General features: G+C 62.1%; 16 protein-coding genes. 8 read left to right on the top strand and 8 right to left on the bottom strand.

Translation table 11 applies throughout. The features are described 5' to 3' along the window. A partial coding sequence (locus A3722_RS18600; protein WP_330220234.1) for an ATP-dependent helicase C-terminal domain-containing protein occupies window positions 1–360 on the top strand: 360 nt, incomplete at its 5' end. A 54-nt stretch (window positions 361–414) separates the two neighbouring features. Here the strand turns inward: A3722_RS18600 and msrB are convergent. From msrB to A3722_RS18580, 4 genes are all read right to left on the bottom strand, one after another. After that, window positions 415–897 (bottom strand): peptide-methionine (R)-S-oxide reductase MsrB, encoded by a 483-nt coding sequence (gene msrB, locus A3722_RS18595; protein ID WP_067625832.1) that lies wholly within the window; start codon window positions 895–897, stop codon window positions 415–417. A gap of 82 nt (window positions 898–979) precedes the next feature. After that, window positions 980–1,534, bottom strand: a complete 555-nt coding sequence (locus tag A3722_RS18590; protein ID WP_067625829.1) for a fasciclin domain-containing protein — start codon at window positions 1,532–1,534, stop codon at window positions 980–982. A gap of 170 nt (window positions 1,535–1,704) precedes the next feature. Continuing rightward, window positions 1,705–2,397: an anti-sigma factor gene (locus A3722_RS18585; RefSeq protein WP_067625827.1), complete on the bottom strand. Its 693-nt coding sequence runs from the start codon at window positions 2,395–2,397 to the stop codon at window positions 1,705–1,707. Beyond that, window positions 2,394–2,981 (bottom strand): sigma-70 family RNA polymerase sigma factor, encoded by a 588-nt coding sequence (locus A3722_RS18580; RefSeq protein ID WP_067630175.1) that lies wholly within the window; start codon window positions 2,979–2,981, stop codon window positions 2,394–2,396. The genes A3722_RS18585 and A3722_RS18580 overlap by 4 nt, the downstream gene beginning before the upstream one ends. Before the next feature lie 201 nt (window positions 2,982–3,182). On the opposite strand from A3722_RS18580, the gene A3722_RS18575 reads away from it, so the two are divergent. From A3722_RS18575 to A3722_RS18560, 4 genes are read left to right on the top strand one after another with little or no spacing between them, the layout of a single operon-like run. Then, window positions 3,183–4,385, top strand: a complete 1,203-nt coding sequence (locus tag A3722_RS18575; RefSeq protein WP_067630172.1) for an NAD(P)/FAD-dependent oxidoreductase — start codon at window positions 3,183–3,185, stop codon at window positions 4,383–4,385. After that, window positions 4,382–5,161 carry an HpcH/HpaI aldolase family protein gene (locus tag A3722_RS18570; protein WP_067630169.1) on the top strand — a complete coding sequence of 260 codons (780 nt, stop codon included), beginning with the start codon at window positions 4,382–4,384 and terminating at the stop codon, window positions 5,159–5,161. The genes A3722_RS18575 and A3722_RS18570 overlap by 4 nt, the downstream gene beginning before the upstream one ends. 12 nt (window positions 5,162–5,173) lie before the next feature. After that, entirely contained in the window at window positions 5,174–6,016 is an 843-nt protein-coding gene (locus A3722_RS18565) for an NAD-dependent epimerase/dehydratase family protein (RefSeq protein WP_067630166.1), read from the top strand. A 23-nt stretch (window positions 6,017–6,039) separates the two neighbouring features. Then, window positions 6,040–7,272, top strand: coding sequence for a mandelate racemase/muconate lactonizing enzyme family protein (locus A3722_RS18560; RefSeq protein WP_067630163.1), 1,233 nt, complete (start codon window positions 6,040–6,042; stop codon window positions 7,270–7,272). Between the two features lie 88 nt (window positions 7,273–7,360). Here the strand turns inward: A3722_RS18560 and A3722_RS18555 are convergent, their stop codons facing one another. Both A3722_RS18555 and A3722_RS18550 read right to left on the bottom strand, forming a co-directional pair. Beyond that, entirely contained in the window at window positions 7,361–9,541 is a 2,181-nt protein-coding gene (locus A3722_RS18555; RefSeq protein ID WP_067630159.1) for a thiamine pyrophosphate-dependent enzyme, read from the bottom strand. Window positions 9,542–9,671: 130 nt separating this feature from the next. Next, window positions 9,672–10,895, bottom strand: coding sequence for an acyl-CoA dehydrogenase (locus A3722_RS18550; protein ID WP_067630156.1), 1,224 nt, complete (start codon window positions 10,893–10,895; stop codon window positions 9,672–9,674). A gap of 97 nt (window positions 10,896–10,992) precedes the next feature. Between A3722_RS18550 and A3722_RS18545 the strand changes: the two genes are divergently transcribed. Together A3722_RS18545 and A3722_RS18540 are read left to right on the top strand one after the other, a co-directional pair. Then, complete coding sequence (locus tag A3722_RS18545; protein WP_067630153.1) at window positions 10,993–11,889, top strand: LysR substrate-binding domain-containing protein; 897 nt, start codon at window positions 10,993–10,995, stop codon at window positions 11,887–11,889. Between the two features lie 92 nt (window positions 11,890–11,981). Beyond that, window positions 11,982–12,311: a hypothetical protein gene (locus A3722_RS18540; RefSeq protein WP_067630150.1), complete on the top strand. Its 330-nt coding sequence runs from the start codon at window positions 11,982–11,984 to the stop codon at window positions 12,309–12,311. 83 nt (window positions 12,312–12,394) lie between these two features. On the opposite strand, the gene A3722_RS18535 is transcribed toward A3722_RS18540, so the two are convergent. Both A3722_RS18535 and A3722_RS18530 read right to left on the bottom strand, forming a co-directional pair. Further along, window positions 12,395–12,808, bottom strand: coding sequence for a VOC family protein (locus tag A3722_RS18535; protein ID WP_067630148.1), 414 nt, complete (start codon window positions 12,806–12,808; stop codon window positions 12,395–12,397). A gap of 220 nt (window positions 12,809–13,028) precedes the next feature. Further along, the gene (locus tag A3722_RS18530; protein WP_067630145.1) at window positions 13,029–14,585 is read right to left on the bottom strand and encodes a bifunctional metallophosphatase/5'-nucleotidase; all 1,557 of its coding nucleotides are present in this window, start codon (window positions 14,583–14,585) and stop codon (window positions 13,029–13,031) included. A 129-nt stretch (window positions 14,586–14,714) separates the two neighbouring features. Between A3722_RS18530 and A3722_RS18525 the strand changes: the two genes are divergently transcribed. After that, window positions 14,715–14,954, top strand: a 240-nt coding sequence (locus tag A3722_RS18525) for a DUF952 domain-containing protein (protein WP_067916358.1), incomplete at its 3' end; no start/stop codon positions are given.

Genomic DNA, 14,954 nt, shown 5'->3' with positions numbered 1-14,954 from the left:
CAATGCCGGGGGTCTCACCGCTGTAGTCAATGGCCACGCGCCGCGCCCGCGCATTTCGAAACCCCATTGGGGCGGCGCGTGGCCATTGACTACAGCGGTGAGACCCCCGGCATTGCCCTGCGCCTACAAGAGATGTTCGGCGTTACCCGCCATCCAACGGTGGGCGGGCAGCCATTGCAGGTCACCCTGCTCTCCCCCGCTCAGCGCCCGGTGCAGGTCACGATGGACATCCCCGGATTTTGGGCAAGTTCCTACGGCGATGTGCGAAAAGACATGCGCGGACGTTACCCGCGCCACCCGTGGCCCGAAGACCCTACGGTCGCAGACCCGACCCTGCGGGCCAAACCGCGCGGCACCTGAGACGACAACGCGCGCCGAAAGCGGCGCGCGGTCTAATCGTCAGAGCGTCCGTGCTCAGGCGGCGGTGAATTTCAATGAGACGCCGTTAATGCAATGCCGCTTGCCCGTAGGCTCGGGCCCGTCATCAAAGATATGGCCCAGATGGCTGCCGCAACGGTCGCAATGCACCTCGGTCCGGCGCATAAAGAAACTGTTGTCGGACATCGTCTCGACCGCATTTTCTAGCGGTTGGTAAAAGCTCGGCCAGCCGGTGCCGCTTTTGAACTTGGTCGCGGCATCGTAGAGCGGCTGGTCACAGCCTTTGCAAATGAATGTCCCGGCGCGCGTCTCATCATTCAGGGGGCTGGTAAAGGCGCGTTCCGTATCGCCTTCGCGCATGACCGCATATTCGGTATCGCTCAGCATGGCGCGCCACTCGGTTTCCGTTCGCTCAACCTCAAAATCGCCTTCGACATAGGCTGCCAAAGCGCCGCGTGCGCCCAACCCGATGGCGGTGGCGCCCAGAAAGGTCGATGTCAGAAAATGACGTCTGTTCATGGTGTTACTCCTCGCTTTCGGATTAGGTCAACGCCGGACCAGCATGGAGGTACTGGTCCGGCCACATCGTGCGGGTTGCCTATTACTTGGGCACCAGCACGCTGTTTACAACATGGATGACGCCGTTGGACTGGTTCACATCTGCGATAGTCACGCGCGATGCATTGCCGCTCTCGTCGATGATGTAGACGTTGTTACCCTTCACCTGTGCCGACAGCGCGTCGCCGGACACGGCGTTAAAGTGGTAGAACCCATCGCTGGAGGCGCGCGCCTTGGCGGCGATGTCGGCAGCAGACCAGTTGCCCGCGACCACATGCGCAGTCAGCACTTTGGTCAGCATGTCTTTGTTCTCGGGCTTGAGCAGCGTGTCGACGGTGCCAGCGGGCAGCGCATCAAAGGCGGAATTGACCGGGGCGAAAACGGTGAACGGACCTTCGGAGGCCAGCGTGTCGACCAGACCGGCGGCTTTCACGGCGGCGACCAGCGTGGTGTGATCGGCGGAGTTCACGGCGTTCTCGACGATGTTTTTGTTCTCGAACATGGGCGCGCCGCCCACTTCGGGATTGGCAGCGATGGCACCGGTGGCCAACAGGGCGACAGTGGCGGTCGCGGCGGCAAATGTCTTGAGCGTTTTCATCTGGTTTCCTCCTCAGATGCCCCCCGTTGTGGGCGGCGATACTGGACCCACGGGCCAAGAGTGAGAGGAGTTTCAGAATGGTTCAAAAAATTCGAAATAAAGTTGTAGCGCGTTGTTTTAAACTAGAAAAGTGAAACGCCCCACTCGATCAGAGAAGGGCGTTTCGGGGTCTAGAGTTCGGCCACGGTACCGGCAGCCATGATGGTGCCGGTGGGGGCACCGTCAGGGGCGCCGCCCGGTGGCTCATCCGTGATGGCCAGTGTGATTTGCGCGGCCTCGGGTGCCAAATCGGCGGGCAAGACCACGCGGTTGACTTCACCCTCAGGCAACACGCCCAAAGAGATCGGCGCGCGGTCCGGCAAGATGGCCCAAAGCTCCAGCACGCGGCCTTCGGGTGCGGTGCCCGAGACCCGGCGCAGCGCGATATCGCCGCGCGACATGTCCATGACAGCCAGCAGTTCCAGCGCGCTGTCTTCGGCGGCCATGCGGGTGGCATAGACCTCGCCCGGCGACTGAACCGGTGCCTCGCGCAGCACCGGCAAGGCAAGGAAGGCCACGGTGGCGAGTGCCGCAACCGATATCACTTGCCAGAGCCAGAGCCGCTGCATCAACGGCACCTGCCGCGCGGGGAAGAGCCGCGACATCAGCGTGCGGCGCAGTTTCGCAGGCGGGTCGACGGGCGCGATATCGTCGGTCATCGCCACGAAACGCTCCTGCCAATCGGCGACGCTGCGGGAAAAATCACGGTCTTGAAGTAGGCGCGCGCGCGCCGCCGCACGGTCTTCGCCTTCCAGCAGGCCCAAGGCCACTTCGGCGGCCAGAAGATCGTCGTCTCCGGCTGGAATGATGGGGGTGTCACTCATGCGCTCATACACTCCCGCAGGCTCATCAACCCGCGACGCAGCCAAGTGCGCATGGTATTGAGCGGCACGTTGAAACGCTGCGCAAGGTCGGCATAGCTGTCGCCGTCGAGATAGGCACCGCGCACGGCAGCGCCCCGGTCGGCCTCTAAATCGTCGAGGCAGCCGGTCAGGCGCTTCGCTTCGGATGCGGCCACGGCGGATTGCTCGGGGTTCGGCCCCGGCGCGGCCAGTTCCAGCCCCGGCGTATCGATATTCTGATGGCCTTTGCGGGTGGCGCGCAGCCGGTCGATCGCAGTGTTGCGCGCAATGGTGATCAGCCACGTCATCGGCGACAGGCCATTGGCCAGATAGCGGTCGGAATGGTTCCAGATTTTGACGAAACTGTCCTGCATGGCGTCCTCTGCTGCGGCCCGTGTATCCAACACACGCAGGCAGACCCCGAATAGTTTCGCAGACACCCGATCATAAAGCGCCTCAAAGGCGGCACGATCCCCCAATGCAACCTGTGCAATCAGACGTTCAATCTCTTCACGGTCGCTGTCCAAGGGCCACTCCTTCGGGCGGTGATATCTTTTGCGGCACATCGATCATGGTGCGACAGCCGCTACAAAAGTCAACGATGCAATAGAACCGCATCTTTTGAATACCACCCTGCCCCAACCTAGGGCAGTCGCGCAACCCATCGCGGAAAAACGAAAAATCGCCCTGCCGTTCACAAAGATTGCAGGCTCTGGATGCTTAGGCTACCCACAATTCAGAGGGGAATGCGCAAAGGGAGACTGTGCATGCAAAACGCGCTTGAGACGTCATATGACGTGGTGATCGTGGGCGGGGCCATCTACGGCTCGGCACTGGCTTGGTGGCTGACCAACACGCCGGGATTTGACGGCGAAGTGCTGGTGGTGGAGCGTGACCCCACCTATGAGTTTGCCTCAACCAGCCACACAAATTCCTGCATCCGCCAGCAGTTCACCGCGCCGGTAAACATCCAGATTTCGCAGTTCGGGGCCGAGTTTATTAAGAACTTCCGCCACTTCATGCATGACGATCCCGAGGTGCCGGACCTGGCGCTGCAGAGCTTTGGCTATCTCTACCTTGCCGACACGCCCGAGTTTGCCCAGACCCTGCGCGAGGCGCAGAGCATTCAGGCCTCCATGGGCGCGCATACCCAGCATATGACCAAGGATGAAATCGCCGCGCGCTATCCATTTTACATGCTCGACGATGTCATCGCGGGCAACCACAACACGGTGAACGAAGGCTACTTTGACGGCGGCACGATGTTCGACTGGTTCAAACGTATGGCCAAGCGGCGCGGCGTGACCTTTATCCACGACGAAGTGACGGGAATGACCCTGAACGCGGCTGGCAGCGCCGTGGATGCCGTGAAGTTAAAATCCGGCGCAAAGGTCGCTTGTGGCACGGTGGTCAACGCCTCTGGCCCCCGCGCGGCGGCGACGGCGCAGATGGCCGGGATCGCCCTGCCCGTGGTGCCGCGCAAGCGCTACACCTTCATCTTTGATGCAGCGGAGCCGCTGGAGATGGACCTGCCGCTGACCATCGACCCCAGCGGCGTGCATATGCGCCAAGAGGGCAAATATTATATGGCAGGCTGCCCGCCCGAAGATGACTATGACGCGGCCTATGATGACTTTGCCTTTGATCATTCGATTTGGGAGGAGAAAGTCTGGCCCATCATTGCCACCCGCGTTCCGGCCTTTGAACGGGTCAAGGTGATCAATGAATGGGTCGGCCACTACGCCTTTAACACTGTGGATCAGAACGCAATTGTCGGGCGGCACGACAAGGTCGAGAACTTCGTCTTTATGAACGGGTTTTCCGGCCATGGGTTGCAGCAGGCCCCCGCCATCGGGCGCGGCACGGCTGAGTTGATCACCCATGGCGCCTATCGCACGCTAGACCTCACGCCGCTGGACTACGCGCGGATCGTGCGTTCCGAGAAATTCATCGAAAAGGCCGTGATATGAAGCACCCCGAGAATACATTCCTCACGGCCATCCGCGCCGGGAAAAAGCAACTGGGCCTCTGGGTCTCCCTCTCGGATGGCTATGCCGCCGAGGTGGTGGCTCATGCGGGCTATGACTGGGTGATGCTGGATATGGAGCACGCGCCGAGCGACATGAAATCGGTGCTGGGGCAGCTGCAGGCGTTCTCGGGCAGTGACACCACGGCGATGGTGCGGCCCGATTGGAACGACGCGGTCAAGGTCAAACGCCTGATGGATCTCGGCGCGCCGGGGCTGCTGTTTCCGATGGTGCAATCGCCTGAAGAGGCCCGCGCCGCCGTGGCCGCCTGCCGCTACCCGCCGCGCGGTGTCCGGGGGGTGGCCGGGCTGAACCGCGCCAACCAGTTTGGCCGGGTCGAGGATTACAACACCGAAGTTGAGAGCCAGACCGCCATCCTGATCCAGCTTGAGACCCGCGCCGCCGTTGAAAACGCCGCCGCCTTTGCCGAGGTTGAGGGGATCGACGGAATCTTCTTTGGCCCCGCCGATATCGCCGCCGACATGGGCCACCTCGGTCAGACCCTGCACCCCGAGGTCTGGGAGGTGATCCGCCCCGCCGCCAATCTGCTGATGGACAAGGGCATTCCCGTGGGCACGCTGGTCACCGACCCCGATTTCGCCGCCGAATTGCTGAACGAAGGCTTCACCTTTGTCGCCTGCGGCACGGACGTTGGTCTTTTGGCCAAAGGGGCCGATGCGCTGCGCGCCCAAGTGCGCGACAAGATTTCTGAGACGTGAAAGGAAGATGTTATGAAATTTAAGAAACTGGTCCTGACAGGTGCTGCCGGTCGGCTTGGCTCTTACCTGCGTGAGCCGCTGGCCGCGATGTGCGAAGAATTGGTCAGCTCCGACATCGCCGAGGACATCGGCAAGCTTTATGAGGGCGAGCGCTATCAGAAGGCCGATCTGGCAGAATACGATCAGGTCGCCGCCCTGATGGAAGGGGCCGACATGGTGGTGCATTTCGGTGCCATCGTGGACGAAAAACCCTTTATGGAGCTGCTCGGCCCGAACTTCGTCGGCTCTTACAACGTGTGGGAAGCGGCCTATCAAGCAGGCGCACGCCGCGTCGTCTATGCCTCCTCAATCCATGCCGTGGGGATGCACAAGAAATCCGATTTCATCGGCATTGACGCCCCCCACAAGCCTGACACATTCTACGGCCTCGCCAAATGCTTCACCGAAGACCTCGGCTCAATGTATTGGGACAAACGCCAGCTTGAGTCCGTGCATCTGCGCATCCTCAGCGCCGCGCAGGTCAACAACTCCCGCGCGCTTGGTTCGTGGCTCAGCTATGACGATCTGATCCAACTGGTGACCCGCGCCGTTGACACGCCCTCGGTCGGTTTCTCGGTCATCTACGGTGTGTCGAACAACGACCGCGCGCCGGTGGACAATGCCAAGGCCGCCTTCCTCGGCTACCGGCCCAAGGACAACGCAGAGCAATTCGCCGAAAAAGTGCTGGCCGAAGAAGGCCCTGTCGACATCACCGACCCCGGTCAGATGTGCCACGGCGGCCCCTTCGCCAAGGTCGATCTGGGCGAAAGCGGCATTGCACAGATGACCATCGTCGACGACAAAAAAGAGACCTGATCAAGCGCGCAGGAGAGACCGTCATGAAGCTACAAGATCTCGATATCATCGTGACGGCCCCGCCCGCCCCCGGCTGGGGCGGGCGCTATTGGATACTGGTCAAAGTAACCACCGACACCGGCGTGACCGGCTGGGGCGAATGCTATGCCGCCAGCGTCGGGCCCGACGCGATGCGCGCGGTGATCGAGGATGTCTTTGCCCGCCACATGCAGGGCGAAAACCCCGAGAATATCGAGTTGATGTTCCGCCGCGCCTATTCATCGGGCTTCACCCAGCGGCCAGACCTGACCGTCATGGGCGCGTTTTCGGGGCTAGAGATCGCCTGTTGGGACATCCTTGGCAAAGACCGCGACCGTCCGGTGCATGCGTTGATCGGCGGGCGCACCAATGACCGGGTGCGCGGCTATACCTACCTCTACCCGCTGCCGCATCACAGCATGGCGGAGTTTTGGACCTCGCCCGAGATGGCAGCGGAATCGGCGGCAGATTGCGTGGCACGCGGCTATACGGCGGTGAAATTCGACCCCGCTGGCCCCTATACGCTGCGCGGCGGGCATATGCCTGCGATGTCGGATATCAGCACCTCGGCGGCGTTCTGCAAAGCCATCCGTGAGGCCGTTGGCGACCGTGCCGATCTGCTCTTTGGCACCCATGGACAGTTCACCACCGCAGGCGCGATCCGGCTGGGCCAAGCGATCGAACCCTACAGCCCGCTCTGGTACGAAGAGCCGATCCCCCCAGACGCGCCTGAGCAGATGGCTAAGGTCGCGCGCGGCGTGCGCGTCCCCGTGGCCACCGGCGAGCGGCTGACCACCAAGGCCGAGTTTGCGCCGCTCTTGCGTGCCGGGGCGGCGGAGATTTTGCAACCGGCGCTTGGCCGCGTGGGCGGTATCGCCGAGGCCAAAAAGATCGCCGCCATGGCCGAGGTCTATAACGCGCAGGTGGCACCGCATCTCTATGCTGGGCCGGTGGAATGGGCGGCGAATGTGCAGCTTGCCACGGCGATCCCGAATATTCTGATGTGCGAGTGCATTGAGACGCCGTTTCATGACCAGCTGATCAAAGGGTCGATCCGGGTGGAGGATGGGTTCATCACCGCACCCGAAGCGCCCGGTCTGGGGATCGAAGTGGACGAAGACCTCGCCCGCGCGCATCCCTACACAGGCGATGGCCTGCATCTTGAGATGCGCGAAGCGCCTTGTGACTATGTGAATGGGAATAATTTTCAGGGCGGTGCGCCAGCGGATAGCCACTAGGCGCGCAGGGCTATGGGCCACGGAAAACCGAGGGCCATAGCCTGCCTGCGGGTCGGCGCCTGCCGCTTGAATCCGGTCCGGGTGGCACCTACGCCCTCCCCACCAACTCCCGCGCCGCCGCCACGATCCCCTCCCGCGAGGGAAGGGTTGCCGCATAGGCCGGACCCGTTGCGATAAAACTATCCTCCGCCGTCAGCCGCGCAAAACGCTCAACACCGCGCTCGGCCATCAGCGCCATCAGGGCTTCGGCCTGCCCGCCGGTGCGGCGGCATTCATCAACGATCAGCACAGGCCGATCCCCGATTGCTGCCAACAGCGCCTCTTCCGGCAGTGGGGCCAACCAACGCAGGTCTATCACCCGCACCGCGACACCCTGCTTTGCCAGATCATGCGCCGCCTGCTGGCTCAGATAATGCCCGTTGCCATAGCTCACGATCGCCAGATCGGCCCCCTCGCCCGTGACACCAACCTCGCCCAAACCGATCCGCCGATCAGGTGCCGGGTAGTGCCGCATCCAGCCGCCGTCCCCGGCCTCCAGCAAATCCCTCGTCGGATAGAGCGCGATGGGCTCGACAAAAACCACAACCCGCTGCTCCTCACGCGCCAAACGGTGCGCCTCGCGCAGCATCATCGCCGCATCATCCCCCGCCGAGGGGCAAGCAATGATGATCCCCGGAATGTCACGCAACACGGCCAGCGAATTGTCATTGTGAAAATGCCCACCAAAGCCCTTCTGATAGCCCAGCCCGGCGATGCGCAGCACCATCGGATTGCTCCACTGCCCGTCCGAGAAGAACGGCAACGTCGCCGCTTCGCCGCGCAACTGGTCTTCGGCATTGTGCAGATAGGCGAGGAACTGGATCTCAGGCATCGGCACGAAACCGTTATGCGCCATACCGATGGCGAGACCCAGAATGCTCTGTTCATCCAACAGCGTGTCGATCACACGCCCCGGCCCAAACCGGCCCTGCAACTTTTGTGTCACGCCATAGACCCCGCCCTTACGGCCCACGTCCTCGCCCATCAACATGGTCTCGGAATGCGAGAGCATCAGATCATGCAGCGCCCAGTTGATCAGCCGCGACATCGGCTGCGGGTTGTCCATTTGCGCCATGTCGCTGCCAAAGGTTTCGGCCCGCACTTCCGCGCTCGGCCCATTGCTCGGCGCGCAGTCGCGTTTGGGCGGCACGAGGCTCGCCATCACATCGGATGCCGTCTTGAGACGCGGGCGTTTGATCACCTCTGCCGCCGCTTTCGCCACGGCATCTTGGGTCTCGCGGTAAATCTCCAGCGCCTCATCGGCGTTCATTCCGGCCTCCACCAACAGGCGCGCGGAATGCAGCAGCGGATCGTTCGCCTCATCGGCCTCGACCTCTGCACGCGGCAGATAGGAAGTCGCCACATCCGCCCCCGCATGACCATAGAGCCGCACAGTGCGTAGATGCAGGAAGGCGGGCTTACGGTGGACCCGAACATAATCCGCCGCTTCCTTCGCCGCTGCATAGGCCGCATGAAGGTCCAGCCCATCGCCCTCAAAATACTTCAAGCCCGGACGGGCAGACATGGAGGCTTTGATCCAGCCCGTCGGGGTCTTGGTCGAAATCCCGATGCCATTGTCCTCACAGACGAAAAGCAACGGCAGCGGCACGCCCTGAACGGCGGTCCAACAGGCGGCATTGATCGCGCCCTGCGCGGTGGAGTGGTTGGCCGAGGCATCGCCGAAACCGCACATGGCAATCGCATCGCGCGGCAGGATCGCGTGCTCGGGCCGGTTGCGCCGTGCCATGCCGATGGAATGCGCGGCCCCCACGGCCTTGGGCAGGTGGCTGGCAATGGTCGAGGTCTGCGGCGGGATCATCAGCGGGCGCGAGCCCAGCACCTTGTGCCGCCCGCCACTGATCGGATCCTCAGCCGAACAGGCGAAACTCAGGAGCATATCGCGCAGCATGTCCTGCCCCTCGGCCTGATCGGCCCGGGCGATCTGGAAAGCCGCATCGCGGTAATGCAGGAAGGCGATGTCATCGACGCGCAGCGCCGCCGCCACCGCCGCCATACCTTCGTGCCCAGACGAGCCGATGGTGTAAAACCCCTGCCCCTCTTTCTGCATCACACGGCTTTGCAGGTCGAGCGCACGGCTCAGCACCTGCGCGCGGTAGAGCTGCTCCAACGCGGCCCGATCAAGCGCCTTCTTGTCGGAGGTGGAAACGGGAAAATCCCCCGCCGCGACGCGACGGAGGAAGTTCTCATGAACGATGGCAACGCGGTCCATGGGGCCTCTTGGAATAGGAAGTAATCGCACTCGGCGAAAGCATTTCGGCCAGAAAGAAAGGCGCCGCCTCTCGTTCTGGCCATAAGTATTTGAGAGTGGCCGGGGGAACAGTTCCCCCCATTGCCGGTCTTTAGAAGAACGCCTGCAGGCCAGTCTGGGCGCGGCCCAAGATCAGGGCGTGCACGTCATGGGTGCCCTCATAGGTGTTCACCGTCTCAAGGTTCATCATGTGACGGATCACTTGGAATTCACCCGAGATGCCGTTGCCGCCGTGCATGTCACGCGACATGCGCGCCACGTCGAGCGCCTTGCCACAGTTGTTGCGCTTGACGATCGAAACCATCTCAGGCGCGGCATTGGCGGCATCCATCAAACGACCCACTTGCAGCGAGCCCTGCAGGCCGAGCGAAATCTCGGTCATCATGTCGGCCAGCTTTTTCTGGAAAAGCTGGGTCTGGGCCAGCGGCTTGTTAAACTGTTTGCGGTCCAACCCGTACTGCAGCGCGGCGTGCCAGCAGAATTCCGCAGCACCCATTGCACCCCAAGAGATGCCATAGCGCGCGCGGTTCAAACAGCCGAACGGCCCCTTCAGCCCCTGCACGTTGGGCAGCAGCGCATCTTCGCCCACTTCGACGCCATCCATCACGATCTCGCCGGTGATCGAGGCGCGCAAGCTGAGCTTGTTGCCCACTTTCGGCGCGCTCAGGCCCTTCATGCCCTTCTCCAGCACGAAGCCGCGGATCTTGCCATCATGCGCCTCGGATTTGGCCCAAACCACGAAGACATCGGCGATGGGGGAGTTCGAGATCCACATCTTGGAGCCGGTCAGCTTGTAGCCATTCTCGGTCTTCACGGCGCGGGTTTTCATGCCCGCAGGGTCGGAACCTGCGTCAGGCTCTGTCAGGCCAAAGCAGCCGATCCATTCGCCCGAGCAGAGCTTCGGCAGATACTTTTGGCGCTGCTCTTCGGAGCCATAGGCATAGATCGGGTACATCACGAGGCTCGCCTGCACCGACATCATCGACCGGTAGCCGCTGTCGACCCGTTCAACTTCGCGCGCGACGAGGCCGTAGGAGACATAGCTGCCGCCCAGCCCGCCGTATTCCTCGGGGATGGTGACACCCAAAAGGCCCATCTCGCCCATCTCGCGGAAGATTTCGGGGTCGGTCTTTTCCTCGGCAAAGGCTTCGATGACGCGCGGTTGCAGCTTTTCCTGCGCATAGGCACGGGCGCTGTCGCGGATCATGCGTTCGTCTTCGCTCAACTGGCTGTCGAGGCGGAAGGGATCCTGCCAATCGAAGGTGCCAAGATCGGGTTTGTCCTTGGCGCGCAGCTTGGGGGCGTCTGCAGTCATGATGCATCCTTTCGGGTGATGTGATTTGCGGCAGTATTGCAAATTGGCGGCGCAAACTCTATCGCTGCTTTGTCCTGAGTTCATGAGAAAAAGTCATATGATCGCGCCGCGCCGCTTCCTGCCTTCGATCTCGGCCCTGCTGTCTTTCGAGGCTGTGGTGCGGCTGGGCACCGCCACGGCGGCGGCACAGGAACTGAACCTGACGCAGAGCGCAGTAAGCCGCCAGATCAAAACGCTGGAGGAACAGCTAGGCGTGTCGCTGATGATCCGTCAGGGCCGCCGGCTGAGCCCGACGCAGGCGGGGTTGGATTATGTTGCGCAGGTGCGCGACATCCTGAACCGGCTGGCGCAGGCCTCGGTTTCGGCCCGGACGAACCCCACGGGCGGCACGCTGGATCTGGCGATCTTGCCCGCCTTTGGCATGCATTGGCTGGCCCCCCGGCTGCGCGACTTCGCAAGGGATCATCCAGAGGTAACGGTGAACCTTTCGACCCGGTTGCGGCCCTTCGCCTTTGCAGGCAGCCGATTCGACGCCGCCATTCATTTTGGTCATGAAGACTGGCCCGGCGTGCGCTATCTGCCGCTTTTGCCGGAAACGGTGGTGGCCGTCTGTGCGCCTGATTTACTGGCCGAACCTTTGGAGGATGCGCGCGATGTGCGGCATCTGCCGTTGTTGCATCTGGAAACCCGCCCGCGCGGGTGGGCGCGGTGGCTATCATCGTTGGGGGTAACCGATGAGCCGCCCGGCGGGATGATGTTCGACCAATTTTCGACCATGGCGCAGGCGGCGATCCACGGGCTGGGGGTGGCTCTGCTGCCGACCTTTTTCGCCCGCCCCTACCTGCGCGACGGGCAATTGGTGCTGGCCGCGTCGCAAACCACGCAGAGCATCGGCAATTACTATCTCGTCTGGCCCGAAGACCGGGATGAGACCGCGGCGCTTGCGTCTTTCCGCGGCTGGCTCGCCCAGCAGGCAGAGCCCGCGACAGACTGATAATCCGGCCCGAACCGGCCAAAGTTATGCCGCATTTACATTGTATAAAACCGGCTAACCCGCCCGCATCGGGCGATCCAAAGGAGCAGATGATGCTAAGTTCATACCGCAAAAGCGCCGGTGCTCTGGCCCTCGCCCTGAGCGTTTGCGCAGCCAGCGCCATGGCCGAGAACCGCAACGTGCTGATCGTTGACGGTGCCTATTTCCCAGCGCTTTCGCATGTGCAGCCGGGCGATCAGGTGGTCTTTACCAACAATGCCACGGGCAGCCACACGATCACCGGTGAAGGCGATGCCTGGACCAGTGACGCGATCCCCGTGAACGGGAGCTATACGCTCGACATTACGGCAGAGACCCCGACGACCTTCAGTGGCCAGACCTTGGAAGAGCCTGCCTTTGAAGGGGCGATCAGTTTCGACTAACCGGCCCCGCGGTTGCGCGGCCCATTCAGACCTACCAAAGCCCCGCCCTCAACCGCGGGGCTTTGGTGCTTCATCGCTGAGCCTTACTGAGCAAAGACACGTTCCATATCGGCAAAGCCTTTGACCTCGATCGGGTTGCCCGAAGGGTCGCGGAAGAACATCGTCGCCTGCTCGCCCGGCTCCCCTTCGAAACGCGGCGACGGTTCGATCACGAAATCAACCTTCGCGCCTTTCAGCCGCTCGGCCAGCGCCTTCCAATCGTCCATCTGCAAGACCACCCCCAGATGCGGCATCGGCACCATATGTTCGCCCACCTTGCCGGTGGCTTCGGTGGCGAAAGGCTCCCCCAGATGCATCGAAATTTGGTGGCCAAAGAAGGAATAATCGACCCAAGTCTCGGTCGAGCGGCCCTCGGTGCAGCCCAGCACATCGCCGTAGAAGGCGCGGGTCTCATCAAGGTCGCGAACGTTATAGGCAAGGTGGAAGGGGGTCAGCATGGGTGGTCTCCTGTTTCGGTTGCCGTCTGTGTATCCCGTAGCGGGAAAGGTGCAAGAGGCGGTCGGTTTGTGCGGACTTGGCAGCGGGCGCAATAGCCCGGAATCAAGGGCGTATGCCCGCCGGGCAGCGCCAGACCGCCCGGACGGGCTGGCGCTGCCCGGCCCCTAAACAAAAAGGGCGCGCCCAATCGGACGCGCCCTTTCGCTCAGGTCAGTGAGCTTACTTCATCGTAATGCGGCCATCGGTGTAGGGCTTGTAGCTGCCACTCTTTGCCAGATACTCCGCCGTCACATCGGCCAGATCGGGGCCGAAGTCACAGGCATTCTCGGCGTCCTTGAACATCGCGTAGCCATCGCCGCCGTTGCGGACATAGTTATTGGACACGGCGCCATAGGTCTTTTCAGGATCAATCGGCGCGCCCGCGACCATCACATCGCTGATGCGGCTGCCCGGCTCGGCCTTGGGATCAAAGGTGTAGGACATGCCCGCCACCTGCGGGAAGCGGCCCGCGCCGTCTTCCAACTGGCTCACACCATTCTCCAGCGCCTCGATCAGGGTGGCACCGCTGATCTGGAAGGTCGACAGCGTGTTCTGGAACGGCAGCACGGTCAGCACCTCGCCCATGGTCACCTCGCCCGCGTCGATCGACGCGCGCAAGCCGCCCGCGTTCGAGATCGCGATGTCGATACCTTGATCCTTCACCCGGTCCAACATGGCGTCGGACACGAGGTTGCCCATGGCGCATTCCTGCGCGCGACAGTTGCCGCGCTCCCCGTCGATTGCCTCGGCTGCATCGGCCACCACCCGGTTGCGGATTTCCTCAAGCGGCTTGGCAGCTTCGGCGATACGGTCAACGGTGGGCTGATCCTCGGTCACAGCCGCGTCCATGATCAGCGGCTCGCCCTCGGCCTTGGTGATATTACCCTCATCATCGAAGGTCACATTCAGCTCACCCAAGAATTTGCCGTAGGCATAGGCCTGCACGATCGCGGTCTCACCCACCATCGTCGGATAGGGGCCCTCGGCACGCTCGTTCGTGTTGCTAAGCAGCGTGTTGGTGTGGCCGCCCACTATCACATCGACGCCCGTTGTTTCTGCCGCAACCTTTTGGTCGACGCCATAGCCCGAGTGGCTGAGCACGATGATCTTGTTCACGCCTTTGGCGATTAGCAGATCGACCTCCCCCTGCACCGCTGCGACCGGGTCAGAAAAGGTGACATTGTCGCCGGGGCTGGCGAGCTCATGGGTATCCTCTGGGGTCAGACCGATCAGGCCAATTTTTTCTCCCCCCTTCTCGATCACGGTGGATTTGGCCAGCTTGTCGGCCAGAAGCGGTTCGCCCGAGACATCGGCGTTGGACATCAGCACCGGGAATTCCACCGCATCCATAAAGCCGCGCAGAACTTCGGGGCCATCGTCGAATTCATGGTTGCCCACGGTCATCGCGTCATAGCCCATCTGGTTCATCATCTCAGCGGCGAGTGTACCCTTGTACTGGGTGTAAAATAGCGTGCCCTGAAACTGGTCACCGCCATCCACAAGCATGCTGTTGCCTGCCCGCTCGCGCGCCTCGGCGATCGCGGTCATCAGACGGGCAGAGCCGCCGAAACATTCGCCAGCGGTATTGTCTTCGGCGCTGCAGGGGCCGTCATATTTGCTGATCGGCTCAAACCGATCATGGAAATCATTGGTGTGTAAAATGGTCAGATTATATTCAGCCGCCGCCATGCCACTGGTCAAAGCCAGCGCTGCGGTCGCGGTCAGGAATTGTTTCATGATAGTTCCCCTGTTGGTTGTTATGCCGGTATCGTGGCGCGGGGTTTGGTCTGTGTCAAAGATCATATCGCCTGCCCTATGGTCACCCGCAGGTCTTGACCCCGCCCCGCCCGGCGGGCATCACAAGCCATGCTGATTTTCAAGATATTCCGCGCAGACGAATGGGCTGCGCTGCGCAAGAACGGGGTCTCAGACGGGGCGCCGATTGATGTCACCGATGGCTACGTGCATTTCTCCACCGCCGAACAGGCCGAAGAAACCGCCGCCAAGCATTTCAAAGGCGAAGAGGGTCTGTTCCTGCTCGCTCTTGAGGCCGAAAGCTTGGGCGATGCGCTGAAATGGGAGCCGTCGCGGGGCGGCGCGCTTTTC

Origin of the sequence: Sulfitobacter sp. HI0027, assembly GCF_001634775.1 — a bacterium.
In the GTDB taxonomy this organism is placed as follows: Bacteria; Pseudomonadota; Alphaproteobacteria; order Rhodobacterales; family Rhodobacteraceae; genus Sulfitobacter.
Note: the sequence above shows the minus strand (reverse complement) of the source record. Positions and strands in the feature narration are given on the sequence as shown.

Bases quoted from the DNA above. Each gene is read 5' to 3' on its own strand.
- A3722_RS18545 (WP_067630153.1), top strand. From the start codon at position 10,993: ATGATCGCGCCGCGCCGCTTCCTGCCTTCGATCTCGGCCCTGCTGTCT.
- A3722_RS18585 (WP_067625827.1), bottom strand. From the start codon at position 2,397: ATGAGTGACACCCCCATCATTCCAGCCGGAGACGACGATCTTCTGGCC.
- A3722_RS18560 (WP_067630163.1), top strand. From the start codon at position 6,040: ATGAAGCTACAAGATCTCGATATCATCGTGACGGCCCCGCCCGCCCCC.
- msrB (WP_067625832.1), bottom strand. From the start codon at position 897: ATGAACAGACGTCATTTTCTGACATCGACCTTTCTGGGCGCCACCGCC.
- A3722_RS18555 (WP_067630159.1), bottom strand. From the start codon at position 9,541: ATGGACCGCGTTGCCATCGTTCATGAGAACTTCCTCCGTCGCGTCGCG.
- A3722_RS18565 (WP_067630166.1), top strand. From the start codon at position 5,174: ATGAAATTTAAGAAACTGGTCCTGACAGGTGCTGCCGGTCGGCTTGGC.
- A3722_RS18590 (WP_067625829.1), bottom strand. From the start codon at position 1,534: ATGAAAACGCTCAAGACATTTGCCGCCGCGACCGCCACTGTCGCCCTG.
- A3722_RS18550 (WP_067630156.1), bottom strand. From the start codon at position 10,895: ATGACTGCAGACGCCCCCAAGCTGCGCGCCAAGGACAAACCCGATCTT.
- A3722_RS18580 (WP_067630175.1), bottom strand. From the start codon at position 2,981: ATGTGCCGCAAAAGATATCACCGCCCGAAGGAGTGGCCCTTGGACAGC.
- A3722_RS18535 (WP_067630148.1), bottom strand. From the start codon at position 12,808: ATGCTGACCCCCTTCCACCTTGCCTATAACGTTCGCGACCTTGATGAG.
- A3722_RS18540 (WP_067630150.1), top strand. From the start codon at position 11,982: ATGCTAAGTTCATACCGCAAAAGCGCCGGTGCTCTGGCCCTCGCCCTG.
- A3722_RS18530 (WP_067630145.1), bottom strand. From the start codon at position 14,585: ATGAAACAATTCCTGACCGCGACCGCAGCGCTGGCTTTGACCAGTGGC.
- A3722_RS18570 (WP_067630169.1), top strand. From the start codon at position 4,382: ATGAAGCACCCCGAGAATACATTCCTCACGGCCATCCGCGCCGGGAAA.
- A3722_RS18575 (WP_067630172.1), top strand. From the start codon at position 3,183: ATGCAAAACGCGCTTGAGACGTCATATGACGTGGTGATCGTGGGCGGG.